This window comes from Streptomyces sp. NBC_01276, from assembly GCF_041435355.1.
Lineage (GTDB): Bacteria > Actinomycetota > Actinomycetes > Streptomycetales > Streptomycetaceae > Streptomyces.
Genome location: NZ_CP108442.1, coordinates 7,076,778 through 7,100,863 on the forward strand (window position 1 = coordinate 7,076,778; position 24,086 = coordinate 7,100,863).

Annotated in this window: 18 protein-coding genes and 2 pseudogenes; 14 read left to right on the forward strand and 6 right to left on the reverse strand. The window is 74.5% G+C overall.

Features of this window, described 5'->3' with window-relative positions:
- Positions 1-39: 39 nt before the first annotated feature.
- The gene (locus OG295_RS31905) at positions 40-687 is read left to right on the forward strand and encodes a fasciclin domain-containing protein (protein WP_371680087.1); all 648 of its coding nucleotides are present in this window, start codon (positions 40-42) and stop codon (positions 685-687) included.
- Positions 688-807: 120 nt separating this feature from the next.
- Here the strand turns inward: OG295_RS31905 and OG295_RS31910 are convergent, their stop codons facing one another.
- Entirely contained in the window at positions 808-1,104 is a 297-nt protein-coding gene (locus tag OG295_RS31910) for a YkvA family protein (RefSeq protein ID WP_280915329.1), read from the reverse strand.
- A gap of 16 nt (positions 1,105-1,120) precedes the next feature.
- Positions 1,121-1,585 (reverse strand): MarR family transcriptional regulator, encoded by a 465-nt coding sequence (locus OG295_RS31915; protein WP_356210144.1) that lies wholly within the window; start codon positions 1,583-1,585, stop codon positions 1,121-1,123.
- A 110-nt stretch (positions 1,586-1,695) separates the two neighbouring features.
- Between OG295_RS31915 and OG295_RS31920 the strand changes: the two genes are divergently transcribed.
- Both OG295_RS31920 and OG295_RS31925 read left to right on the forward strand, forming a co-directional pair.
- Positions 1,696-2,262, forward strand: coding sequence for a DoxX family protein (locus OG295_RS31920; protein WP_371680088.1), 567 nt, complete (start codon positions 1,696-1,698; stop codon positions 2,260-2,262).
- Positions 2,263-2,354: 92 nt separating this feature from the next.
- Positions 2,355-4,151 (forward strand): glycoside hydrolase family 15 protein, encoded by a 1,797-nt coding sequence (locus OG295_RS31925; RefSeq protein ID WP_371680090.1) that lies wholly within the window; start codon positions 2,355-2,357, stop codon positions 4,149-4,151.
- Positions 4,152-4,242: 91 nt separating this feature from the next.
- Here the strand turns inward: OG295_RS31925 and OG295_RS31930 are convergent, their stop codons facing one another.
- Positions 4,243-5,649: an APC family permease gene (locus OG295_RS31930; RefSeq protein ID WP_371680091.1), complete on the reverse strand. Its 1,407-nt coding sequence runs from the start codon at positions 5,647-5,649 to the stop codon at positions 4,243-4,245.
- A 454-nt stretch (positions 5,650-6,103) separates the two neighbouring features.
- Between OG295_RS31930 and OG295_RS31935 the strand changes: the two are divergent.
- Positions 6,104-6,405, forward strand: a pseudogene (locus OG295_RS31935) (serine hydrolase); the annotation flags it as partial.
- Positions 6,406-6,497: 92 nt separating this feature from the next.
- Here the strand turns inward: OG295_RS31935 and OG295_RS31940 are convergent.
- A complete protein-coding gene (locus OG295_RS31940) occupies positions 6,498-8,660 on the reverse strand; it encodes a SpoIIE family protein phosphatase (protein ID WP_371680092.1) in 2,163 nt (720 codons plus the stop codon).
- A gap of 178 nt (positions 8,661-8,838) precedes the next feature.
- Between OG295_RS31940 and OG295_RS31945 the strand changes: the two genes are divergently transcribed.
- Positions 8,839-9,558, forward strand: a complete 720-nt coding sequence (locus tag OG295_RS31945) for a class I SAM-dependent methyltransferase (protein ID WP_371680094.1) — start codon at positions 8,839-8,841, stop codon at positions 9,556-9,558.
- On the opposite strand, the gene OG295_RS31950 is transcribed toward OG295_RS31945, so the two are convergent.
- A complete protein-coding gene (locus OG295_RS31950; RefSeq protein ID WP_371680095.1) occupies positions 9,555-10,469 on the reverse strand; it encodes an alpha/beta hydrolase fold domain-containing protein in 915 nt (304 codons plus the stop codon). The genes OG295_RS31945 and OG295_RS31950 overlap by 4 nt on opposite strands.
- 230 nt (positions 10,470-10,699) lie before the next feature.
- On the opposite strand from OG295_RS31950, the gene tdh reads away from it, so the two are divergent.
- The 3 genes from tdh (at position 10,700) to OG295_RS31965 (ending at position 14,049) form a co-directional block, all read left to right on the forward strand.
- The gene (tdh, locus tag OG295_RS31955; protein WP_371680096.1) at positions 10,700-11,728 is read left to right on the forward strand and encodes an L-threonine 3-dehydrogenase; all 1,029 of its coding nucleotides are present in this window, start codon (positions 10,700-10,702) and stop codon (positions 11,726-11,728) included.
- A 191-nt stretch (positions 11,729-11,919) separates the two neighbouring features.
- Complete coding sequence (locus OG295_RS31960) at positions 11,920-13,122, forward strand: glycine C-acetyltransferase (RefSeq protein ID WP_356210122.1); 1,203 nt, start codon at positions 11,920-11,922, stop codon at positions 13,120-13,122.
- A gap of 12 nt (positions 13,123-13,134) precedes the next feature.
- Positions 13,135-14,049 carry a LysR substrate-binding domain-containing protein gene (locus OG295_RS31965; RefSeq protein WP_371680097.1) on the forward strand — a complete coding sequence of 305 codons (915 nt, stop codon included), beginning with the start codon at positions 13,135-13,137 and terminating at the stop codon, positions 14,047-14,049.
- A gap of 972 nt (positions 14,050-15,021) precedes the next feature.
- On the opposite strand, the gene OG295_RS31970 is transcribed toward OG295_RS31965, so the two are convergent.
- A complete protein-coding gene (locus OG295_RS31970; protein WP_371680099.1) occupies positions 15,022-15,801 on the reverse strand; it encodes a DeoR/GlpR family DNA-binding transcription regulator in 780 nt (259 codons plus the stop codon).
- A 143-nt stretch (positions 15,802-15,944) separates the two neighbouring features.
- Between OG295_RS31970 and OG295_RS31975 the strand changes: the two genes are divergently transcribed.
- The 6 genes and pseudogenes from OG295_RS31975 to OG295_RS32000 all read left to right on the forward strand — a co-directional run bounded on the left by OG295_RS31975 (position 15,945) and on the right by OG295_RS32000 (position 24,080).
- Complete coding sequence (locus OG295_RS31975) at positions 15,945-16,850, forward strand: SIS domain-containing protein (protein ID WP_371680100.1); 906 nt, start codon at positions 15,945-15,947, stop codon at positions 16,848-16,850.
- The gene (locus tag OG295_RS31980) at positions 16,847-17,692 is read left to right on the forward strand and encodes a class II fructose-bisphosphate aldolase (RefSeq protein ID WP_371680101.1); all 846 of its coding nucleotides are present in this window, start codon (positions 16,847-16,849) and stop codon (positions 17,690-17,692) included. The genes OG295_RS31975 and OG295_RS31980 overlap by 4 nt, the downstream gene beginning before the upstream one ends.
- A 450-nt stretch (positions 17,693-18,142) precedes the next feature.
- A pseudogene (locus tag OG295_RS31985) lies at positions 18,143-18,463 on the forward strand (alcohol dehydrogenase catalytic domain-containing protein); the annotation flags it as partial.
- 679 nt (positions 18,464-19,142) lie between these two features.
- Complete coding sequence (locus tag OG295_RS31990) at positions 19,143-20,222, forward strand: hypothetical protein (protein ID WP_371680102.1); 1,080 nt, start codon at positions 19,143-19,145, stop codon at positions 20,220-20,222.
- A gap of 101 nt (positions 20,223-20,323) precedes the next feature.
- On the forward strand, positions 20,324-22,126 hold the full coding sequence (locus tag OG295_RS31995; RefSeq protein WP_371681369.1) for an Ig-like domain-containing protein: 1,803 nt from the start codon (positions 20,324-20,326) through the stop codon (positions 22,124-22,126).
- Positions 22,127-22,358: 232 nt separating this feature from the next.
- Complete coding sequence (locus tag OG295_RS32000) at positions 22,359-24,080, forward strand: protein kinase (protein WP_371680103.1); 1,722 nt, start codon at positions 22,359-22,361, stop codon at positions 24,078-24,080.
- The last annotated feature ends 6 nt before the right edge of the window (positions 24,081-24,086 follow it).

Sequence of the window (24,086 nt, forward strand, 5' to 3'; positions counted from 1 at the left end):
TCCGCTCCGGCGGCAGACATCCCAAGGAGAACCCCCGTCATGAACACCCCTCGTTTCCGTCGTACCGCCGTTGCCGTCGCCGCCGCAGCGGTCCTGCCCTTCGCCCTCGCCGCCTGCTCCTCCGACTCCGGCGCGGACACCGGCTACGGCAGCCAGGCGGCGGCCGCCGGGACCGCCCCGAGCAGCGCGGGTTCGATGCCCGCGGCCGCGATGGACCAGCCGTTCGGCCCGGCCTGCGCCGGTGTGCCCAAGGAGGGCGCGGGCAGCTTCGACGGCATGGCCAAGGACCCCGTGGCCACCGCGGCGTCCAACAACCCGGCGCTGTCCACGCTGGTCGCGGCCGTCAAGAAGGCGGGGCTGGTGGACACCCTGAACAACGCCAAGGGCATCACGGTGTTCGCCCCGACCAACGACGCCTTCGCGAAGATCCCGAAGGCCGACCTGGACAAGGTGCTGGCCGACAAGGCCACGCTGACCAAGATCCTCACGTACCACGTGGTCGGCCAGTCGGTCACCCCGAAGCAGCTGGAGAACGGCTCCTTCGACACGCTGGAGAAGGGCCGGATCACGACCGCCGGCTCGGACGGGTCCTACAAGGTCAACGACACCTCGAACGTGGTCTGCGGCAACGTCCCCACCGCGAACGCCACGGTCTACATCGTCGACACCGTCCTGATGCCGAAGTAGCGCCCCGGAGCGGCGCCGCGCGCGCCATGCGCGCCGCGTCCCGTGGACGGACGCCGTGTGGTCCCGGGGAATGGGCCGCGCGGCGTCCTCGGTGCCCGCGACGGCGGGCGCCCCGCGCCGTCAGGCGGCCCGGTCGGAGGGCCTCCTGGCGGCGGCGGCCGAGGCGGCCGCCTGCAGGGAGCGCAGCGCCAGCAGCAGGACGCCGATGTCGTCGAGGTACACCGGGTCCGGAACCAGGTCCACGGGCGAGAGGGTGTAGGCGACGGCCACCCAGAACAGCGCCTTGTCGCGCAGCGGGATCCCCGCGTCCAGCAGCAGTCGGCGCGCCGCGAACACCCGGACCAGCAGTACGCCCGCCGCGACCGCCAGCCCGAGGGCGAGGACCGCGGCGAGGATCAGCCAGGCATTTCCGTCCATGGGGGACTCTTACCCGTCAGGCGCCCTGTTCGCGCAGCCGGCGGCTGACCTCGCCGAGGCCGGCGGCCAGCGCGTCGAGCTGCTCGGGGGTCAGGACGTCGACGAGGATCTCCCGGACGGTGGTCACGTGTCCGGGTGCGGCCGCCTCCAGCCGGGCCAGGCCCGCCTCGGTGAGGACCGCGAAGACCCCGCGGACGTCGGAGGGGCAGCTGCGGCGGCGGACCAGTCCGGCCTTCTCCATCTGGGTGACCTGGTAGGTCAGACCGCTCTTGGAGTTGATCAGGCCGTTGGCCAGTTCGGTCATGCGCAGTTCGCGGTCGGGCGCCGCGGCGAGCCGCACGAGGATCTCGTACTGCGGATGGGAGAGGCCGGAGTCGTCCTTGAGCTGTTGGTCGAGGCGCCGGTTCACCAGGGCGGAAGCGGCCAGGAAGCCGTTCCAGGCCCGCATCTCGCGGTCGTCCAGCCATCTCGTCTCAGCCATGGGGCCAGCCTACACGGGTTGTTCCAATTTGAATCAGTGGTTAGGGTCGGGGTGTCGGTTCGAATTTGAACAACTCCCCCCGGACCGTACCGACCGGAAGGAACCTCCCCATGACCAGCGCCTCCGCCACCGCGACGAAGGCCCGGGCCACGGCACCGGCCGTGCAGGACGCCCCCACCGCCCCCACCGCCCCCCACGACGCCGGACTGCTGCTCCTGCGCGTGGTCCTCGGCCTGACCGTGGCCGCCCACGGCGTGCAGAAGCTCTTCGGCTGGTTCGACGGGGGCGGCATCACCGGCACCGGCCAGTTCTTCACCGCCAGCGGCTACCCGGCCGGGGAGACCATGGCCGCCGTCGCCGGCCTGACCGAGACCCTGGGCGGTCTCGCCCTCGCCGTCGGCCTGCTCACCCCGCTCGCCGGTGCCGCGGTCCTCGGCACGATGATCAACGCTGCCGCCGTCCACGGCACCGGAGCCTTCTTCGCCCCCAAGGGCATGGAGTACGAGCTCCTCCTCACCGTGGCCGCCGCGGCCCTCACCCTCACCGGCCCCGGCCGCTTCGCCGTCGACCGGCTGCTGCCCGTCCCCGCGCTGCGCACCCACCGGCTCGCCCTCGGCGCCCAGGCGCTGGCCCTCGGAGTGGTCCTCGCGGCCGTGACGCTCCTCGTGCGGAACTAGGCCGTCCCCTCCGCGGCGGACGGGTCCCTCCCTCGGAGGGATCCGTCCCGACACCCTGATTGGCTCCGGGTGATCGGGGGAACAGCGGAGAAATGACACAACCCATCGAAGACTACGCACTCATCGGCGACCTCATGACCAGCGGTCTGGTCGGCCGCGACGGGTCCATCGACTGGCTGTGCCTGCCCCGCTTCGACTCCGCCGCCTGCTTCGCCGCCCTCCTCGGCGCAGTGGACAACGGCCACTGGCTCATCGCCCCGAAGAGCGCCGCCGACGGCGAGCGCTGCACCCGCCGGGCGTACGTGGACGGCTCGCTGGTCCTGGAATCCCACTGGGAGACCGAGGACGGCACCGTCAAGGTCACCGACTTCATGCCGCAACGGGACACCGCGCCCGAGGTGATGCGCATCGTGGAGGGGATCACCGGCCAGGTCACCGTCCGCAGCACCCTGCGGCTGCGCTTCGACTACGGCCACGTGGTCCCCTGGGTCCGGCGCAGCGAGGGCGACCGGGTCGCCGTGGCCGGACCCGACTCGGTGTGGTTCCGCAGCGACCCGCCGGTCCACACCTGGGGCGAGGACAAGAGCACCCGCTCGGAGTTCACCGTCGGCCCCGGCGACCGGGTCGCCTTCGTGCTCACCTGGCACGCCTCGCACGAACCGCGCCCCGAGCAGGTCGACCCGTACCAGGCGCTCCAGCAGAGCCTCGCCGACTGGCAGGAGTGGTCCGGGCGCTGCCGCTACCGGGGTCCCTACCGGGAGGCGGTCGTCCGCTCCCTGATCACCCTCAAGGGCCTCACCTACGCCCCCACCGGGGGGATCGTCGCGGCGGCCACCACCTCGCTGCCCGAGGAACTCGGCGGCGTCCGCAACTGGGACTACCGCTACTGCTGGCTGCGCGACTCCACCCTCACCCTCGGCACCCTCCTGTCCACCGGCTACCTCGACGAGGCCGGCGCCTGGCGCCGCTGGCTGCTGCGGGCCGTCGCGGGCGACCCGGCCGACCTCCAGATCATGTACGGCCTCGGAGGCGAGCGCCGGATCCCCGAGAGCGACCTGGCCTGGCTGCGCGGATACGGCGGCTCCGCGCCCGTCCGCGTCGGGAACGCCGCCGTGGACCAGCTCCAGCTCGACGTGTACGGAGAGGTCCTGGACTCCCTGCACCTCGCGCGGACCACCGGTCTCGCCAAGGAACGGCACGCCTGGAAGATCCAGCTCGCCCTCCTCGACTTCCTGGAGCGCAACTGGCACCGCCCCGACGAGGGGCTGTGGGAGGTGCGCGGTCCCCGCCGCCACTTCGTGCACTCCAAGGTGATGGCCTGGGTCGCCGCCGACCGGGCCGTGCGGGCCCTGGAGGGAGACCCGTCCATGCCCGGGGACGTGGAGCGCTGGCGGACCATGCGCGACGAGGTCCACCGCGACGTCTGCGAGCACGGCTTCGACCCCGAGCGCGGCACCTTCACCCAGTACTACGGCTCGCGCGAGCTGGACGCGGCCACCCTGCTCATCCCCCGGGTCGGCTTCCTGCCGCCCGACGACCCCCGCGTCATCGGCACCGTCGACGCGGTCCGGGCGGAACTGGGCCGCAGCGGTCTGGTCCGCCGCTACAGCACCGAAGGCCCCTCCGTGGACGGGCTGCCCGGGGACGAGGGAGCCTTCCTGGCCTGCTCCTTCTGGCTGGCGGACGCGCTGTACCTGACCGGCCGGGAGAAGGAGGCGCGCACCCTCTTCGAACGGCTGCTCGACGTGCGCAACGACGTGGGACTGCTGGCCGAGGAGTACGACCCGATCGCCGGACGCCAGCTCGGCAACTTCCCGCAGGCCTTCAGCCACGTGGGCCTGGTGAACACCGCCCTCACCCTGTCCGGAGGGGGTACCGCGACGGGCTGACCCGCTCCGGGACCCGGCGCCCGCAGAACGCCCCCGGGGCCGTCGCGCGTCGCGACGGCCCCGGGGGCGGGACGGGGAGGGGGACCGGGGATCAGTCCTCCAGGCCCTCCTCGGTGTCCGGAATGCTGACCAGCCAGCGCGAGTCCTTGCGCGGCCGCAGGTACAGCGCCCAGTACAGGGTGGCCACCGCGGTGATGCCACCGGTCCACAGCAGGTACTGGGTCTCCTGCTGGGTCAGGATGTACGCGAGGACGAGGATCAGCCCGATCGGCACCGCCGGCCACAGCGGCATCCGCCAGGCGGAGGCCTGCCCGTGCGCCCCGCGCCGGCTGAACAGTGCGGCCACCGCGACCAGCAGGTACATGCCGGTCACCGAGACGCCGGTCACCCCGTAGAGGGTGTCGAGGTTCACGAAGCACATCGCGGCGCCCGGGAGGCCGACCAGCAGGGTGGCCACCCACGGGGAGCCGAAGCGGCCCAGGCGGGACAGGCCGCGGTTGACCGGCTCGGGCCAGGCCTTGTCACGGGCGGAGGCGAACAGCACCCGGGAGTTCTGGATGACCATGACGATGCCCGCGTTGATGATGGCCAGGGCCACGCAGAGGCTGACGAAGGTGCCGACCGCCGAGTTCGACCAGGCCGTCACCATCGCGCCGAGGTCGCCGGAGGCGAGGGCGTCCAGGTCCGGGGCTCCCAGGGTGATCGCGATGACCGGCACGAGGATGACCGCGGTGGAGATGGCGAGGGTGGCCAGGACCGTGCGCGGCACGTTGCGGCGCGGCTTCTCCAGCTCCTCCGACAGGTACACGGCGGTGGAGAAGCCCTGGGTGATGAAGAGCGCGATGGCCAGCCCCGAGACCACCATCATCGCGGTCACGGTGGAGGTGCCGCCGCCCTCGACGGCGACCGAACCGTGCACCAGGGCGTCCGCGCCCCGCTCGCCGTGGGCGAAGCCGAGTACGGCGACCAGCGCGGCGGCCACCACTTCGAGGACGAGGAAGATGCCGGTGATCCAGGCGTTGGCCCGCAGGTCGAGCAGACCGGCGAGGGTGGCGAGCAGCATCACGGCGCCGCCGGCGACCGGGGCCGGTATGTCGATCACGGGGGAGAGGTAGTCGGCCGTACCCATGGCGATCACGGGTGGCACGATCATCACCACCAGCAGCGACAGCACGAACACGAGCCAGCCGGCGAGCCGGCCCGCCAGGGTGGACACCATGGCGTACTCGCCGCCCGCGCTGGGGATCAGGGTGCCCAGCTCCGAGTAGCAGAACGCCACGCCGACGCAGAGCAGCGACCCGATGGCGATCGTGAGGGCGGTCCAGGTGCCGAGGCTGGAGAAGAGGTCGGGCACGACGACGAAGAGGGTCGAGGCGGGCGTCACGCACGACAGCGTGAGCAGCGTCCCGCCGACGACGCCGATGGAACGCTTGAGCTTCTGCGGGGTCGGCCCGGTCGCCGGGGCGAGGGCCTGGGGGGCGCTGATCGTGTCAGTCATCGTGCGGGATTTCCGATCGCCATGTGCGGTGAATGAGCGCGGGAGCGGTATCGCCTCCGGGGCGGTGGTGGGCAAGTCGCTGCGTGACTCCCGTGGCCGATATGGAAACTCCACGAGATCCGCAGGTCAAGAGCTGTTCACCTGCGGATTCCATCGTGCGGGTCGGCTGCCCGGTCTCGATCCGAGCGTTAAGACCGCGTAAACATTGACCCGTGACGGGGTGCGGGAACCGCAGCGTGATCGCGCGAATTTCCTTCCGCTTTGCCCGCCGCGGGCGGGATCCGGGCCGCGTCGAGAGGACCCGGGGAGTGAGGGGCCTCCGCTCCTGACGGCCGACGCCGCGCGCGCCGGGATCGTCCTCGCGGCCGATGGGCCCGGACGCGGGTGTCGGAAGAACCGGAGGACCCAAGATCCACCGATGCCCCTCGGGGCCGGACCGCTCGGGGAGACCCACGTGGAGCAGCACGCGCAAGCACGGCCGACGGAACCGGTTACGGGCGGCCGCGGCCGGGGCCGCCGTCGTCCTGGCACTCCTGGCCGGGACGGCCCCGGCGCAGGCCGCCCCCGAAGCCGGCCGGGCGCCCGCCGCCGACGCGGGCCGGGCTTCCGCTTCCGGTCCGGCTTCGCGAATCCTTCACCGCCGTCGCCGTCCTGCGGCAGAGCGCCGACGGACGGATCCGCCTGGACCGGCCGGTCGGCGACTACCTGCCCGGCCTCGTCCCGGGGGAGCGCGGCCGCAAGATCACCGTACGGATGCCGCAGGACCGGGCGCTGTGCCCCGCCCCGCCGGACGCGGCCCGCTCCGCCGGGCCCGCACCGGTGCGGGAGCCGCTGGACGCCCGCCCGGCCTACGGATCCCCGCCCGTACGGGAGGCCAGCAGCAGGGCGATGTCGTCGGGGCGGTCGGCGGTGCTCCCGGCCTCGGCGACCAGCCGGTCCGCCGTCTCCGTCAGCGGCGACGGCCGGGCCCCGGCCAGCGCGGCCCGCAGCCGTTCCACCCCCTCGTCGATGTCCGTGCCCGGCATCTCCACCAACCCGTCGGTGTACAGGGCGAGCACCGCGCCCGGCTCCAGCCGCAGCTCCGTCACCGGGTAGTCGCCGCCCGCGTCGATGCCCAGCACGACCCCGCCGGGCAGGTCCAGCACCTCGGTGCGGCCGTCGGGGTGGCGCAGCAACGGCTGGGGGTGACCGGCGCGGGCGGCGAGGGCCCGGCCGGAACCCGGGTCGAGCAGGACGTAGCAGCAGCTCGCGAACTGGCCCGGGTCCAGGTCGATCAGCAGCTGGTTCGTCCCCCGCACCACCTCGTCGGGGGCGTTGCCGCTCAGCGCGAAGGCCCGTACGGCGCTGCGCAGTTGACCCATCGTCGCGGCGGCCGCCACCCCGTGCCCCTGGACGTCCCCGATGACGAGCGCCAGCAGCCCCGCAGTCGTCTCGATCACGTCGTACCAGTCGCCGCCGACGTCCATGCCGACCGTGCCCGGAAGGTACCGGCCCACCGTGTCCACGTGCTTGAGGACCGGGAGCCGGCGCGGCAGCAGGGCCGACTGCAGGCCCCGGGCCAGCGCCGCCTCGCTGTCGTAGCGCCGCGCCCGCGCCAGGGCCTGCGCGATCAGTCCGGCCAGCGCGGTGAGCACCGTACGCTCCTCCGGGCTGAAGCCGCGCGGGGCGTCGAAACCGAGGATGCAGGAACCCACCGGCCGGCCGGAGGCGATCAGCGGCAGGAACGCGCGGGCGCCGACGTCCGCGTCCATCGGGATGCCCGGATAGGCCGCGGCGAGGTGCTCCATCGACTCGAAGAAGAGCGGCCGGCCCGTGGTCAGGGTCTCCACGCCGGGGAGCCGGGCGTCGAGCGAGACCCCGTCGAAGCGGTCGAGGAACCCCTGCGGGAAGCCGGTCTCCCAGGCCAGGTAGAGGTGCCGCTCGTTCAGCAGGTAGATCGCCAGCTGCCGGCCGCCGAAGGCCGGCAGCAGTTCCTCGGTGACCACCGCCGACACCTGGCGGGCGGTGACCGCCTCCGTCAGGGCGATGGCCAGGGCCACCGGCCGGTACAGGGCCGCCGCCCGGTCGGCGGGCGTGTCGGTCCGGGCCGCCGCATCGGGCGCGGGGGCCGGCTCCTCGCCGGGTTCGAGGGTCACCGTCACCCCGTCCGGCCCGGGGTAGAGCCCCACCGTCGTCCAGTCGCGGTCCGGGTCCGGGCCGCTGCGGGCCGCGAAGTGCACCGGCACGGGGGACAGGAACACCCCCCGGAAGTGGTCCTCGTAGGCGGGATGCCCCAGCCACGGCACGGCCTCCCACAGGAAGCGGCCGAGCAGCCGCGGGGCGTCGCAACCGAGGAGCTCATCGGCGGCGGAGTTGGTGAAGCCGATCCTGCCCTCCCGGTCCACCGACAGCAGGGGCTGCGCGAGGCGGTCCACGGCCTCCTGGGCGCCTCCGGCCGGGGTCGCGGGCGGGATCTGGACCGGGTCGCCGGTCCACACCACCGGGTCCCCCTCCGCCGCCAGCGCGGCCAGCTCCGCCGCCAGGCTCTCGGCGGCGGAGCGCAACCGCTCACGGTCGGCCTCCCCGACGGCCCGCCCCGGGGTCGCCGGACGCAGCACGAACAGCACGCCGAAGCGCTCCGGCCCGCCCGTGACGGGCTCGTACAGCGAGGAGAAGGGCACCGGCAGCCCGGCCATCAGCTGGGGGAAGCGCCGCATGGACGCCTCCTCGTCCGCGAGGTGTACGGACTGACCGGAGCGGTAGGCCTCGGCGACCGGGTACGGGCGGTTTACCTGCACCCGCCACCAGGGGCCGAACAACGGACCCGGCAGGCCGGTGAACACCGCCAACCGCAGCAGCTCCGGGGACTCGGAGCGCAGGTACACCCCGCCCGCGTACCCGCCGAGGGCCTCCACGGCGCTCACGGCCGCACGCGCGAGCACCCGGTCCCGGGCGTCGTCGGGGCAGGAGCCACCGCTGTCCGGTCTCGCCGTCACACAGCAAGGATGCGCCCCCGGCGGCGGGCGGTGCATCCCGGCTCCGCGCCCGGCCGCCGGGGGAGGCCGCGGGGAGCACGGGCCCGGCCGCGGGGCCGCCGCCGGGCCCGGGGCGACCGGACGCCGTAACCACTGACCCGAACGCCTCCCCCGTCCGGGGGACGGACCGGCGCGCGGGCCGTTGCCCGCGCCCGTACCGGGGAGGCATGCCGGCATGCACCAGCCCTACGACACGTCCACGCACCCGGCGCCCCGGGCCGCCTTCACCGCGGCCGACGCCTACACGCTCCGCACCGCGCTGGACGCCCTGGGCGGGGTCCGCGACCTCGACGCCCTCGACGTGGCCTGCGGTCACGGCGGCACCGTCACCCTGCTCGCCGACGGGGGAGCCCGGCGCACCGTGGGGGTCGACAGCTGCCCCGACCGCCTGCGCCGCGCCCGGGCGGCGGCCTCCGGCTCGGCGGCGGTGGAGTACGTCCTCGCCGACGCCGCCGCCATGCCCCAGCTCGGTCCCTTCGACCTGGCCACCGCCGTCTACCTGTTCAGCCACGCACCCGACCGCGAGGCCCTGCACGCCATGTTCCGCGGGATCCGCGCCAACCTGCGGCCCGGCGGCCGGCTGCTGTCGCTGGTGCGCAACCCGGGCGCCTTCCCGAGCGTGGACTGGTCGCCGTACGGCGTGCGCATCCTCGACCGCGTGCCGGAGGGCGACGCACCGCTGCTGAAGGCCCAGTTCCTGACCGAGCCGCCGCAGCACTTCGAGTACCGCGAATGGGCGCACGCCGACTTCGCCGAAGCCGCCGTCGACGCCGGCTTCACCACCGTCGGCTGGCAGCCCAGCCGGACCCCGCCCGCCGACCCGGCGCGCGACGAGGCCTACTGGAGCGCGTACCGGGCCTGGCCCGTCAGCTCGCTCATGACCTGCACCGCCTAGAGCGGATCGGCCGCTGCCGCCGTGACGAGCTCGACGATGCGCTCCCGGGCCGCGCGCCCCTCCGGAACCGGGAGCAACGGGTACCCGTGCGGCAGGCCCGGTTCCTCGTGCCACTCCACCTCGACCCCGGCGGCCCGCGCCCGGCGCAGCAGCTCGCGGCTGTCGGTGCTCAGCACGTCCCGGGTGCCGGTGAACACCGTCAACGGCGCCAGCCCCTCGAAGGAGCCGTGCAGCGGGCTCACCCGGGGGTCGTCGAAGGGGAGGGTGCCCGCGTACAGACGGCCCGCCTCGGCCAGGCCCGCGCGGGTCAGCACCGGGTCGGCGGGCTCGATGGCCGCCTGGCCCGGGTGGCTCATGCTGACGTCCAGCCAAGGGGAGATCAGCACGATCCGGGACGGCTGCGCCCCGGTGCGCTCGCGCAGCCGCTGCGCGGCCGCCAGCGCCAGCCCGGCCCCGGCCGAGTCGCCCACCAGGACGGTGCCGCCCGCGCCGCCGCTCTCGATCAGACCGCTCAGCAGATCGGCGGCGACCGGAACGGTCCGGTCGGCGGTCCCGCGCGGCGCCAGTACGTACGCCGGTACGACGACCCGCGCGCCCGCCCGGGTCACCAGGGTCCGGATCAGCGACCAGTGCGGCCGGACCAGCTCGTCGACGAAGGTGCCGCCGTGCACGTACAGCACCCGCGCCACCGGCTCGGCCCCGCGCGGCGACGCGTCGTACACGGGCCAGGCCCCGACGAAGGTCCGCGACACCTCGGCCACCCGGCCCAGCGAGCGCGGCGGCAGGTGCGAAGCGGGCCGGCGGGCCGACCGCGCCACCTTCGCCCGGACCGCTTCCGCCGTCGCCGACCGTCTTCGCCGCCCCGTCGCGACCAGTGCGGCCGAAAGCGCCCTGCTGCGCAGACTCGGCACGCCCCTCACCTCCCCTTTTCCCCGGACCGGGACCGTCCACCGGATCATGCCCCGGCCCCCGTCCCCCATCACCTGAGGAGCATAGGCGTGAAGCTGCGCTGTCGACCCGCTTAAGAAAGTCTCGATGGACTGATCACTACGCCGATCGGCACATTGGTGCCAGTCACCCGCGCCACCCGCGCACCAGCGCACCCGGCGCCCCCTTCCGCAATGCCCCTGGAGCCACCGCCATGAAGGCACTCGTCAAGCACAAGGCCGAGCCCGGGCTGTGGCTCATGGACGTCCCCGAGCCGGAGTACGGCCCCGGAGACGTGCTGATCAAGGTGCTGCGCACCGGCATCTGCGGGACCGACCTGCACATCCGTGCCTGGGACGGCTGGGCGCAGGGAGCCGTCAAGACCCCGCTGGTCCTCGGCCACGAGTTCGTCGGCGAGGTCGCGGCGCTCGGCGCGGACGTCCGCGACATCGAGATCGGCGCCCTGGTCAGCGGCGAGGGCCACCTGGTCTGCGGCAGGTGCCGCAACTGCCTGGCCGGCCGCCGCCACCTGTGCCGCAGCACCATCGGGCTGGGCGTCGGACGCGACGGAGCCTTCGCCGAGTACGTGGTGCTGCCCGCGCAGAACGTGTGGGTGCACCGCACCTCCGTGAACCTGGACGTGGCGGCCATCTTCGACCCCTTCGGCAACGCCGTGCACACCGCGCTGTCCTTCCCGCTCGTCGGCGAGGACGTCCTGATCACCGGCGCCGGCCCGATCGGGATCATGGCGGCGGCCGTGGCGAAGCACGCCGGCGCGCGCAACGTGGTGATCACCGACGTCAGCCCCGAACGGCTGGAGATCGCCCGCAAGGCCGGCGCCACCCTCGCGGTGAACGTCGCCGAGACCTCCATCGCCGACGCACAGGCGCGGCTGGGCCTGCGCGAGGGCTTCGACGTCGGCCTGGAGATGTCCGGCCGCGCCGAGGCCATGCGCGACATGATCGACAACATGACGCACGGCGGCCGGATCGCCATGCTCGGCCTGCCGGCCCAGGAGTTCCCGGTGGACTGGGCGAAGGTCGTCACCTCGATGATCACCATCAAGGGGATCTACGGCCGCGAGATGTTCGAGACCTGGTACGCGATGACCGTGCTGCTGGAGGGCGGGCTCGACCTGTCCCCGGTCATCACCGGCCGCTACTCGCACCGCGACTTCGAGGCTGCCTTCGACGAGGCGTCGACCGCGCGGAGCGGGAAGATCATCCTGGACTGGACGGCCTGATCCCGCGCCGGCCCGGCGGGAGGGGCGGCCGCGTCCCGGCCGGTCCGGGCCACCACAAGACCATCTCCCTCCGCCGGGCCCCGCACACCCTCCCCCCTCCGCGGGGCCCGGCCCCCTTCGTCCGTCCGCCCGCCCCGGCTCCGCTCCCGCCGGGCGGCGCCCGGCACACCGCACAAGGAGACACCGAAGTCATGTTCGAGTCCGTCCGCGAAGACCTCCGCACCACCCTCGACGAGATCCGCGCAGCGGGCCTGCACAAGCCCGAGCGCGTCATCGGCACCCCGCAGAACGCCGCCGTCGCCGTCACCGCGGGCGGCGCCCCCGGCGAGGTCCTCAACTTCTGCGCCAACAACTACCTCGGGCTGGCCGACCACCCCGAGGTCGTCACCGCCGCGAAGGAGGCCCTGGACCGCTGGGGCTACGGCATGGCCTCCGTCCGCTTCATCTGCGGCACCCAGGAGGTGCACAAGGAGCTGGAGGCGCGGCTCTCGTCCTTCCTGGGCCAGGAGGACACGATCCTCTACTCCTCCTGCTTCGACGCCAACGGCGGCGTCTTCGAGACCCTGCTCGGCGCCGAGGACGCGGTGATCTCCGACGCCCTCAACCACGCCTCGATCATCGACGGCATCCGCCTCTCCAAGGCCCGCCGCTACCGCTACGCGAACCGCGACCTGGCGGAGCTCGAAGCCCGGCTCAAGGACGCTCAGGACGCCCGCCGCCGCCTGATCGTCACCGACGGCGTGTTCTCCATGGACGGCTACGTAGCCCCCCTCGCCGAGATCTGCGACCTCGCCGACCGCTACGACGCCATGGTCATGGTCGACGACTCGCACGCCGTCGGCTTCGTCGGCCCCGGCGGCCGCGGCACCCCCGAACTGCACGGGGTCATGGACCGCGTCGACATCATCACCGGCACCCTCGGCAAGGCCCTGGGCGGCGCCTCCGGCGGCTACGTCGCGGCCCGCACCGAGATCGTCGAGCTGCTGCGCCAGCGCTCGCGCCCGTACCTCTTCTCCAACTCCCTCGCCCCGGTCATCGCGGCCGCCTCCCTCAAGGTCCTCGACCTGCTGGAGTCCGCCGGCGACCTGCGCGAGCGCCTCGCGGCCAACACCGCCCTCTTCCGCGCGAAGATGACCGAGGCGGGCTTCGAGATCCTGCCCGGCGACCACGCCATCGCCCCCGTCATGATCGGCGACGCCGCCGAGGCCGCGAAGATGGCCGAGCTGCTGCTGGAGCGCGGCGTGTACGTGATCGGCTTCTCCTACCCGGTCGTGCCGATGGGCGCCGCGCGCATCCGCGTCCAGCTTTCGGCGGCCCACTCCACGGCCGACGTGGAGCGCGCGGTGGCCGCCTTCGTCGACGCCCGCGCGGCGCTCCGCACGTCCGCCGGCTGAGACAATGGAGGGGTGATCGACCCCCGCCGGCTGCGCATCCTGCGGGCCGTGGCGGACCACCGTACGGTGACCGCCGCGGCCGCAGCCCTGTACCTCACCCCCTCCGCCGTGTCCCAGCAGCTCGCCGCGCTGGAGCAGGAGACCGGACACGCGCTGCTGACCCGCAGCGGCCGGGGCGTACGGCTCACCGCGGCCGGGGAGATCCTGCTGGGCCACACCCACGAGGTCATGGCCCAGTTGGAGCGCGCCGAAGCCGAACTCGCCGCCTACGCGGGCGGATCGGCGGGCGAGGTCACGGTCGCCGCCTTCGCGACCGGCATCGCCGAGGTACTGGCGCCGGCCATATCCCGGCTGGCGCTGGAACACCCGGGCATCCGCCTGCGGGTCCGGGACGCGGAGGGCGACCAGAGCCTGCCCATGCTGCTCGACGGGGAGGCCGACGTGGCCCTGGCCGTCGAGTACCGCGGCGGTCCGGGCGCCGACGACGCCCGCCTGTCGGTGCTCCCGCTCTACGCGGAACCCTTCGACGCCGTCCTGCCCTCGGGGCACCCGCTCGCCGACCTCCCCGCCGTGGCGCTGGCGGACCTCTCCGAAGCGGAGTGGGTGGGTCAGTACCCCGGCAACCCCTGCCACGACGTGACCCTGCTGGCCTGCGAACTGGCGGGCTTCCAGCCCCGTTTCGCGCACTCCTCCGACGACTTCCGGGCCGTGACGGCCCTGGTGGGCGCGGGGGCCGGGGTGGCCCTGGTGCCGCGTTCGGCGCTGCGCGGCATGGACCTCAAGGAGGTCCGCGTCCGCCCGGTGACGGGCCCGGCCGCCACCCGCCGCGTCTTCGCCGCCACCCGCCGCGGCGCCGAGTCCCACCCCCTGATCGCCCCGGTCCTGGCGGCCCTGTCCCGCGAGGCGGAACGGGTCCCGGCGCACTGAGGCGGCGAGGCGCGGGGCCGGGGCGCCGGGGCGCCGAGGGGGCGGGGCGGCGGGGCGTGAGTGTGACGTGTGGTCGGGGTCGGGGCGGGCGGGACACCGGTGGGGCGGGCTCGGGGAGGGCCTGGGGGCAGAGGATGCAGGGACGGCCCCGTCAGAGAAGCGGCGAGGAGTCTCCGCCCGGCAGGCCTCCCCGAACGGTGACCGGACCGTCCTCCCGCGCCCCCGGGCGCATCGGATCGCTACGCGCCCGATCGCTACGCACTTCTCCCGGCATGGCGTGTGCCGGCACGGCGTGTGCCGGCATGGCGTCCGGCAGCCGTCTTGGGCCGCTCACACGCCTCCAGATCTGCCCTTCCCGCCCTCGACGGGCGCTTGAAGGCAGTCACAGGGCGATACGGGCGCCTTGCCGGACTCTGACGACACCCTCCTCGTCCTCTCGCTCCTACAGGGAGCCATATGACGCCCGCCGGGCCACCCAATGGGGACAAACTGCCCGCAATCGCGTGATCGAGAGAGACAGACGGCCTTGGGCGGCTTATGTCCGGCCACGGACGGCCGCCGGACGCTGTGCCGGGAGAAGCGCGTAGCGATCTGGTGCGCCAGGGTTGCCCCGGGGGCGCCCGGGGACGGTGCGGTCACTGATTCGCGGATGGAGCGGGATTGCCCGCCGCTTCTCCGACGGGGCCGCCCCTGCATCCTCTGCCCCTGACCGTTCCTCTGGGGGCTTCCCGACAGTCTTTGGCATTCCGGGACGGGACGGCCTGTCAAGGGTGGCCGAAGGCCATCGCGAAGCGACGCGACCGAAGGGAGCGCCCTTGACAGGCCGGCACGGCACGGAAGGACAGTGGACTGGCGGGAAGCCCCCAGGCCCTCCCCGAGCCCGCCCCACCGGTGCCCCGCCCGCCCCGACCCCGACCACACGTCCCACTCCCGCCCCGCCGTCCTTCCGTCGTCCCCCCCGCCCCGCCCCCCTCACACCCGGACCACCTCCACCCCCGCCGTCGTGAAGCCCGTCGCGACTTCCGGGGGGAGGCCCGTGTCCGTTACCAGGACGTCCACCTGCGAGGTGGCGCAGATGCGGGCGAAGGCGCGGACGCCGAGCTTGCTGGAGTCCGCGGCGATGACGACCCGGCGGGCGCGTTCGCACAGGAGGCGGTTCATCGCCGCCTCGTCCTCGTGCCGGGTCGCCGCGCCGTCCGCCGGGTCGAAGGCGTCCACGCCTAGGACGGCGGTGTCCATCGTGAGCTGGCCGAGGACCTGCTGCGCCAGCGGGCCCGTCAGCTCGTACGACTGGGGGCGGGCCACCCCGCCCGTCAGGACGATCTTGAACTGGGGGCGGATCACCAGCTCGCCCGCGATGTTCAGGGCGTTGGTCACCACCGTCAGCGCGGGCGAGCCCGTGGCCAGGTCCGCGCGGGCCGCCAGGGCGCGGGCCACCTCCGTGGTCGTGGTGCCTCCCGTGAGGCCGACGACCTCGCCCGGTGCGATCAGCGCCGCCACGGCCTCGCTGATCCGCAGCTTCTCCGCGGCCCGCCGGGACGTGCGGTAGCGCAGGGGCAGTTCGTACGAGACCCCGTGCGGGACCGCCCCGCCGCGCGTGCGGACCAGCAGCTGCTGCTCGGCGAGCTGGTCGAGGTCGCGGCGGATCGTCGCGGCGGACACGCCGAGTGCCTCGGCGGCCGGCTCCACCTCCAGCCCGCCCCGTTCCACCAGCAGATCCAGCAGCGTCTGCCAGCGTTCCTTGCGGGTCATGGCGCCCCTCCCGTGCGTTCCCCGGGACTCGCTCCGGCCCCGCCGTCGAGATTAACCCAGGCCGCCACCCCGTAGATGCTTGAAGTTGCGCGAAATAGCCCGCTACCTTGCAGGAACACGCACCCAACGCGCAGGGAGCCCGCATGAGTCACGTCGCGTACGAGTTGGCCACGCAGCCCGAAAGCTGGGAACGGGCCGCTGAACTGGCCCCGGCTCACCGGGCGGTGCTGCCGAGGCCGGGGGAGCGTACCGCGATCGTCGGGTGCGGCACCTCGTACTTCATGGCCCAGGCCGCAGCCGCCCTGCGCGAGGACGCCGGACAGGGCGAGACCGACGCCTTCCCCGCCTCGGAGTTCCCCCATCACCGCCGCTACGACCGGGTCGTGGCGCTCACCCGGTCCGGGACCACCACCGAGGTCCTCGACCTGCTGGCCGGCCTGCGGGAGGCCGGGGTCGCGACCACCGCCGTCATCGGCGACCCCGACACGCCGGTGACGACCCTGGCGCACGACCTCGTCGTGCTGGACTTCGCCGACGAACGTTCCGTCGTCCAGACCCGGTTCGCCACCACCGCCCTCACCCTGCTGCGCGCCCACGTCGGCGCGCACACCCCGGCCGTGGTCGCCGACGCCCGCGTCGCGCTCGCCGAACCGCTGCCCGCGGGGCTGGAGGGCCGGGGCCAGTTCACCTTCCTCGGCCGGGGCTGGAGCGTCGGTCTGGCCAACGAGGCCGCCCTCAAGATGCGCGAGGCCTCCCTGTCCTGGGCGGAGGCCTACCCGGCGATGGAGTACCGGCACGGCCCGGTCAGCGTCACCGGGCCCGGCTCCGTGACCTGGTCGCTGGGCGGGACCCCCGACGGGATCGCCGAGCAGGTCCTCGGTACCGGCGCCGCATGGATCGACGGAGCGCTCGACCCGCTCGCCGAACTGGTGCGCGTACACCGGCTGGCCGTCGCCGTGGCCGCCCACCGGCAGCTGGACCCGGACGCGCCCCGCAACCTCACCCGCTCGGTCATCCTCACCGCCACCGGAGAGGGGGCGGTCCGATGACCCTCGCCCCCGCCGGACACCTCGTCGCCGAAGCGGCCGGGGCCGGCCGCGCCATCGCGGCCTTCAACATCATCACGCTGGAGCACGCCGAGGCCGTGGTCGAGGGCGCCGAGCGCACCGGCCTGCCCGTCATCCTGCAACTCAGCGAGAACGCGGTGAAGTTCCGCGACGGAGCCCTGCTGCCCATCGCCCGTGCCGCCGCCGCGTGTGCCGAGGCCGCCGGGGTGCCCGTCGGGCTCCACCTCGACCACGTCAAGAGCCCGGACCTGCTGCGGCAGGCCGTGGACGCCGGCTTCGGATCGGTGATGTACGACGCCGCGCACCTGCCCTACGCCGAGAACCTGGAGGCCACCCGCTCCGCCGCCGACTGGGCCCACGCCAACGGCCTGTGGATCGAGGCCGAGCTGGGCGAGGTCGGCGGCAAGAACGGCGCCGCCCCCCTGGACCCGCACGCGCCGGGCGCCCGTACCGACCCGGACGAGGCGCGCCGGTTCGTCGCCGACTCCGGGGTGGACGCCCTGGCCGTGGCCATCGGCAGCAGCCACGCCATGACCAGCCGGACCGCGGTCCTCGACCACGCCCTGCTGGCGCGGCTCGCCAAGACGGTGGACGTCCCGCTCGTCCTGCACGGCTCCTCCGGCCTCCCCGACGCGGAGCTCGCGGCCGCCGTCGCCGGCGGGATCCGCAAGGTCAACATCGGCACTGCCCTCAACGTGGCCATGACCGAGGCCATCCGCGCCCACCTCACCCCGGCGGACCCCCGCCCCTACCTCGCGGCGGCCCGGACGGCGATGGCGGCGACGGCCGCCGCCATGATCGGCGCCCTGGACCGTCGCCCCTGAGCCGACGGCCAGGGGAGCGCGGATACCGGATCGCCGGATCCCGGATCCCGGAAGGACGCGGCGGGCGGGCGGCCCGGACATCCCACTCAGCGGGAGGGCCGGGCCGCCGCCATTGCAGCTCGGGCCCTACCGGGGCCGGGAGACGGAGGTGGCCGTCGCCTCCGCGGTCTCCCCGACCGGCGCCGTCCTCGCCGGACGTCACGGGGCCGGCGTGCTCTCGCTCGCCGCCGCCGATCCGGCCGGCTTCGCCACGCTCGACACCAACTGGGCGGCCCACGAACGGGCCTGCGCCGAAGCGGGGCGCCGCGCGGACCGGCGGAGCTGGCGGCTGGTCACCCCCGTCCATCCGGCCGAGACCCGTGAAGCCGCCCTGCAGCAGTCGGAGTTCGGCGTACTCGACCTCGTCGCGTACATCGAGGCCCTCGGCGGTGTCCGGCTGCCGGGCAGGCGCTGGTGGCCACCGAGGCCTGCGGCGTCTGCGGTTCCGGCCTCAGCGCGGTCGCCCACACCGCCGAGTTCCTCCGGGCCTCCCTGGACAGCGGCACCACCGGCTTCCTCTTCGACCCGGCCCGTCCCCTGGTCATGGGCCACGAGTTCTCCGGCCGGGTCCTCGCCTACGGCCCCGGCGCGAGCGGTCCCGCCCCCGGCACCGGGGTGGTCGCCCTGCCCTGGGCCCTCGACGCCGGCGGGGTCGTCCGTACCGTCGGCTACGGCAACGCCTTCCCCGGGGGTTTCGGCGAACGGATCGTCGTCCAGGCGCAGGCCCTGCTCCCGGTGCCGGACTCCCTGGACCTGGCCCTGGCCGCCCTCACCGAGCCGCTGGCCGTCGGCTTCGGGAACATCGCCCGTACGGAGGCGGGGCCCGGCACCCCCGCGGTGGTCGTCGGCTGCGGGCCCGTCGGGCTGGGCGCCGTCGCGGCCCTGCTGGAGCGCGGCGCCGGCCCCGTCGTGGCCTCCGACCCGTCGGCGCTGCGGCGCGCGGCCGCGGCCCGGATCGGCGGGGCTTCGGCGGACTCGACGCGGCCTTCGCCTCCCTGCGGCGCCCGGAGCGCACATCAAGGTGCTGATCCGCCCCGGGCTGCCGGGCACGGGCCTCGTGCCGCCCCGCGTCTGAAGCGCCCCTGCTCCGGAGGGGCCGGACGCGCCACCCCCCAGCCTACTCACCAGTACCGCATCTGCCAGGAAAAAGCGAGGATCCGGCCTTACTTGCTTCCTTATTTGACTGCTACATTCCGCAAGTGCATCGCGCTCCGGACGGGCGGTGGGCCGGCCATGATCTGGCCTGCCCCGCCCTGCCGCAGGTGCGCGACACCGGTCCACACGCCGCCGCTCCGCCGTGCCGACCACCCGATCACACCCTCCCAGCGCCGAACCGGACCCCGTCCGGGGAACGGTGCTGCTCGCGCGCGGCCCCCGGCCGCCCGAACCTCCTCTCCGAAAGGGAGAAACCGTGCGAAAGTTCCTTCTGCGACGCCCTGTCGCGGGCAAGGCGCTGATCGTGGCCGCCCTGCTGGCCCTGGCGGTCCCCGGCACCGCCTACGCCAATACGGTCGGCGTGACGGTGAAGACACCCGGCGCCACGTCAGGCCCGGCCGCCGCCTTCTCCGAGATCACCACCGACGCCGCGTGCGCGAGCGGCCTGGTCTCCGGCGGCGGCGTCAACCAGGCCATCGGCACCGGGTCGTCCTCCAACGGCAACAAGATCAACGGCACTTCGCCGAGCCCCGACGGAAGCGCCGAGTACACCGGCTCCACGGGCGTGGTGGGCACCGACGTGACCCACTGGCTCGGCATCGGCGGCAGCGGCGGCGCGGTCAACGCCTCCTTCTCCAGCACCCCGTACGCCATGTGCTTCAGCAGCAGCCTGATCAACCACACCCAGGTGGTGATGAACAAGCTGGCGGGCCCCACCACCAGCTCGACCGTCGGGCTCGTCACCGCGACCTGCCCGGCCAACACCCGCCTGCTCGGCGGCGGAGCCCGCATCACCCCCGCCGTCATCGGCAGCCTCAAGCCCATCGCCAGTTTCCCCACCTTCAACAACTCCGCCCACGGCTACGGTCAGAAGGCCGCGGCCGACGGTGAGACCAACCCCGACTCCTGGAGCGCCGTCGGCTGGAACGGCGGCGGTGGCAACACCGACAACACCACGTACGCGTACGCCATCTGCAGCGGCAACAACATCAACATCAGTGGCGCGACCGTGAAGGTCCGCCACAGCGAGGTGAGCGGCCCCACCGCCGCGACCGCGGGCCAGACCGTGACGGTCGGCTGCGGAGGCGGGGACGGAAAGCTGATCGGCGGCGGCGCCGCGATCAGCGGAGGCAGCGTCACGACCACGAACTTCACCGGGCCCGGTTCCCAGGGCGACCACCTGAACGGCAGCTACCCCAGCGACTCCGGCGGCAACCCGGTCGCGGACGGGACCACCACGGCCTCGTACTGGTCGGCGACCACCCACGCCGGGGGAGTCAGCTCCCCGAGCACCTACTCCGACGCCTGGGCGCTGTGCGCCGACGACGGCGTCTGATCCACCCGCAGCACGGTTGCCGCAGCCGGGGCCACGGTCGCGCCCCGGCTGCGGCGCCGCACGTCCCATCCCGAGTACCGTCGTCTGGAACCGAGTTGAGCATGTACCGATCGAAGATCCTGAAGGTGGCCGGAGCCGCCGGCCTGCTGGCCGCCGCGATGGCGCCCCTGCCCGCGACGGCCGAGCCGACGGCGCCGGGCGCCGTCACCCCCTGCGGCGCGGGCGGCGCCTTCACCGCCGCGTCGCCCACCTGCACCTACACCGCCGTCGGCACGGACACCTTCACCGTCCCGGCCGGGGTGACCGCGGTGACGGTCGACCTCTTCGGTGCCGAGGGCGGCAGCGCCGCCGGCTTCGTCCTCCCCAGCCCCCCGAACGGCGGGGCACCCGGCGGACTGGGCGGCGAGACCCGCGCCGAACTGCCGGTCGTGGCGGGCCAGTCCCTCCAGATCACCGTCGGCGGAGTCGGAAGTTCCGGCACCTCCCGGCACGGCGAGTTCGCCCGCCCCGGCGGCACAGGCCACGGCTCCGGCGGCGGCGGCGCCCACGGCGGCGGCGGTTCCGGCGGCGGCGCCAGCGACCTGCGTACGGGGGCCTTCGGCCCCGCCGACCGGATCCTGGTGGCGGGCGGCGGCGGTGGCGCGGGCAACGGCGGGCCGCTGCTGCACGGCGGCGACGGCGGCGGGCCCGAAGGGGAGCCCGGCGGCCAGGGTGGCGGCCCCGACGGGTCCGGCCTCGCGGGCGGCGGCGGAACCCAGTCCGCCCACGGGGTGGGCGGAAGCCGTAACTCCGCGGTCGGGGCCCCGGGCGCCGCGGGCAGCGACATCGACCAGTACACCAGCCGGCCCAACCCCGGAAGCGGTGGCTCCGGCGGCAACGGCGGAGGCGGCGGCAACGGCGGCGGTGGAGGTGGCGGCGGCTACTTCGCCGGTGGCGGCGGCTCAGGCGGCGGCAGGCCCGGGGAACTCTACGGAGCCGGCGGCGGCGGGGGCAGCGGCTTCGCGGCCCCGACGGCCATCGGCGCCACCCTCACCGGGGGCGTCAACCACGGCAACGGCAAGGCGGTCGTCTCCTTCCGGTACGGAACCTCGGTCACGGTGACCGCGGACACGGCGACCCCGCTGTTCGGGCGGCCGGTCACCCTCACCGCGACCGTCGACCCGGCCGACCCGGACGCCGGAACCCCCGGCGGGGAGGTCACGTTCTTCGACGGGCCGACCCCGCTGGGCACCGCCAGGCTCGACGGCGGTCGCGCGAGCATCCGTACCGGCACCCTCCAGCCCTCCGCGCACGCCATCACCGCACGCTACGGCGGCGACGCGGCCTTCACCCCGGGCGCGACGGCGGCGCCCACCGGGGTCACCGTCGGTTTCACCGGACCCTGCCTCACCACCGCGCACGCCGGCCCGCTGACCGTGGCCCCGGGCGAAGCCCTGTGCATCGCGGCCGGCGGCAGCCAGACCGGCCCGCTGACCGTACGCCCCGGCGGTGCGCTGGCTGCTTCGGACGCGACGATCACCGGACCGGTGTCGGCCCAGGGCGCCACCGCCTTCACCCTCTGCCGGTCCGCGCTCACCGGCCCGGTCTCCGTGGAGGGAACCACCGGGCTGGTGCTCATCGGTTCCGACCGTGAGGCGACGGCCTGCGCCGGCAACACCGTCCGGGGTCCGCTGACCCTCGACGCGAACACCGGCGGCCTCGAAGCCTCGGCCGACACGGTCACCGGACCGGTCCGGATCACCGGCAACAGCGGCCCGGGCCTGGCGTCCGTGGACCCCGCGCCCGCCTTCCGGTCCAACCGCGTCACCGGCCCGCTGCGTTGCGAGGGCAACGCGCCGGACCTCCTCCAGTCGCGGAACAGCGTCACCGGCCCGCGCACCGGGCAGTGCCGCCGGGACGGCTAGGGGGTGTCTGGAGTCGGCAGGGGCGGCCCGGCCGTCGGCACCGGGGTGCGGAACCTCCCCGCGCCCCGGCCGGCCAGGTCGTCGGTGCCCGGCCACGAGGCGAAGCGGAGGCGCAACCGGCTTGGGCCGCGGGATGGGTGGCAGCCGCCCGGTCCGTCCGTGGACGGTGCATCTACGCTTGTGCCCCGTCAGAGAGTCGAGACGGGCGACCGGTCGTGGAACGGAGCATGTGGTGCCAGCGGGCCAAGCGGAGGATGCGAACGACGGGGACCTGATCGGAAAGGTGCTCGGGGGACGCTACCGGGTGACCTCCGTGGTCGGCCGAGGCGGCATGGGCGTGGTCGCCCGGGCCGTCGACGAACTGCTCGCCCGCGAGGTCGCCGTCAAGGTCCTGCGGGCCTACACCGACTCCAGCGACGCCGAACTGGCCGACCTGCGCACCCGGATGGAGCGCGAGGCGCAGGCCGCCGCCCGTATCCGGCACGCCGGCGTCGTCACCGTGCACGACGTGACGCATGAGCAGGGGCTGCCCGTCATCGTCATGGAACTCGTCGACGGGCCCTCGCTCGACGAGGTGGTCACGCGGCGCGGCGCGCTCGACCCGCACGAGGCCGCCGCGATCGGTGCCAAGCTGATGGACGCGCTCGACGCCGCGCACCGCGCGGGCGTCCTGCACCGGGACGTGAAGCCGGGCAACGTGCTGCTGGAGCGCGGCGGCCGGGTCGTCCTCACGGACTTCGGCATCGCCACCATGGAGTCCTCCGGTGACGACGCCGTGGCGAAGCTGACCCGCAGCGGCGAGCTGGTCGGCTCGCTCGACTACCTGCCGCCGGAGCGCGCGCAGGGCAGGGAACCGGGCCCGGCCTCCGACATATGGTCGCTCGGGATGACCCTGTACGCGGCGGTGGAGGGCGTCTCGCCGTTCCGCCGCACCTCGGTGTGGTCCACGCTGGCCGCGATCGTCGGCGACCCGCTGCCCGAGCCCCGGCGTGCGGGGCCGCTCACCCCGGTGCTGCGGGCGCTGATGGAGAAGGAGCCGGAGCACCGTCCCACCGCCGACCAGGCGCGCGCGATGCTGGAGCAGGTGGCGGCGGGCGGTGGCGCGGCGCCCGCGCAGGCTCCCGCCTCGGTCCCGCCGACCCCCGGCGCGCAGTCGGAGTTCGGGCCGGCTCCGGCTCCGGCGCCGGCCCCGGCGCCCGCCCCCGCGCCCGTTCCCGGCTTCGGGCCCCCGCCCCCGGCCGGTTTCGACGCCGACGGCGTATCGTTTCCGCACCCCTACGCCCCCACCCCCCAGCCCGGCTTCCCGCCGCAGGGACCGCCGCAGGGACCCCCGCCCGGTCAGCCGTCCACGGTCAGCCATTCCGGCTCGGCGGCCGTGGACCGGGCGCGGCGCCGCAGCCGCGCCGCGATGGCCGTGGCGGTCGTCGCCGTACTCGCCGCCGGCGGCGTCACCTACGCCGTGACCTCGGGCGACGGCGACGACCGGGCGCAGGCGGCGGCTCCCACCCCGGCGCCCGGCGGCTCCCCGGTCGCCGGCGGGCAGTCGGGCGCGCCGACCCCGGCCCCGTCGCCCTCCGGCTCCGGGCCCACGGCGAAGCCGTCCGCGAGCGCCTCGAAGAAGGCCGGCACGCCGTCGCCCTCCGCGAAGGGCTCCTCGCCCGCCCCCGCCAAACCGAGCCCCGTACCGACGGGCTGCGCCGGCTGGACGCACAAGGACCCGGCGCCGGGCACCTACGGCTACATCTCCGGCGACCACCACCTGCTGGCCGCGCCGTACCAGCAGTGCTCGCAGGGCAGCCTGGTCAAGGACGGCACGAAGCTCTGGTACCAGTGCTACATCGTCAACTCGTACGGCAACCAGTGGACGTTCGTGCGCGTGGACGGCACGAACGCCACGGGATGGCTGTACAACCGCGACCTCAAGGGGCAGAAGGGCTCGTCCCCCGCCTGTTAGCCGCTG

Coding starts and splice junctions, on each gene's coding strand:
- OG295_RS31905 (WP_371680087.1), top strand. CDS start 40: ATGAACACCCCTCGTTTCCGTCGTACCGCCGTTGCCGTCGCCGCCGCA.
- OG295_RS31910 (WP_280915329.1), bottom strand. CDS start 1,104: ATGGACGGAAATGCCTGGCTGATCCTCGCCGCGGTCCTCGCCCTCGGG.
- OG295_RS31915 (WP_356210144.1), bottom strand. CDS start 1,585: ATGGCTGAGACGAGATGGCTGGACGACCGCGAGATGCGGGCCTGGAAC.
- OG295_RS31920 (WP_371680088.1), top strand. CDS start 1,696: ATGACCAGCGCCTCCGCCACCGCGACGAAGGCCCGGGCCACGGCACCG.
- OG295_RS31925 (WP_371680090.1), top strand. CDS start 2,355: ATGACACAACCCATCGAAGACTACGCACTCATCGGCGACCTCATGACC.
- OG295_RS31930 (WP_371680091.1), bottom strand. CDS start 5,649: ATGACTGACACGATCAGCGCCCCCCAGGCCCTCGCCCCGGCGACCGGG.
- OG295_RS31940 (WP_371680092.1), bottom strand. CDS start 8,660: ATGCACCGCCCGCCGCCGGGGGCGCATCCTTGCTGTGTGACGGCGAGA.
- OG295_RS31945 (WP_371680094.1), top strand. CDS start 8,839: ATGCACCAGCCCTACGACACGTCCACGCACCCGGCGCCCCGGGCCGCC.
- tdh (WP_371680096.1), top strand. CDS start 10,700: ATGAAGGCACTCGTCAAGCACAAGGCCGAGCCCGGGCTGTGGCTCATG.
- OG295_RS31960 (WP_356210122.1), top strand. CDS start 11,920: ATGTTCGAGTCCGTCCGCGAAGACCTCCGCACCACCCTCGACGAGATC.
- OG295_RS31970 (WP_371680099.1), bottom strand. CDS start 15,801: ATGACCCGCAAGGAACGCTGGCAGACGCTGCTGGATCTGCTGGTGGAA.
- OG295_RS31975 (WP_371680100.1), top strand. CDS start 15,945: ATGAGTCACGTCGCGTACGAGTTGGCCACGCAGCCCGAAAGCTGGGAA.
- OG295_RS31980 (WP_371680101.1), top strand. CDS start 16,847: ATGACCCTCGCCCCCGCCGGACACCTCGTCGCCGAAGCGGCCGGGGCC.
- OG295_RS31995 (WP_371681369.1), top strand. CDS start 20,324: ATGTACCGATCGAAGATCCTGAAGGTGGCCGGAGCCGCCGGCCTGCTG.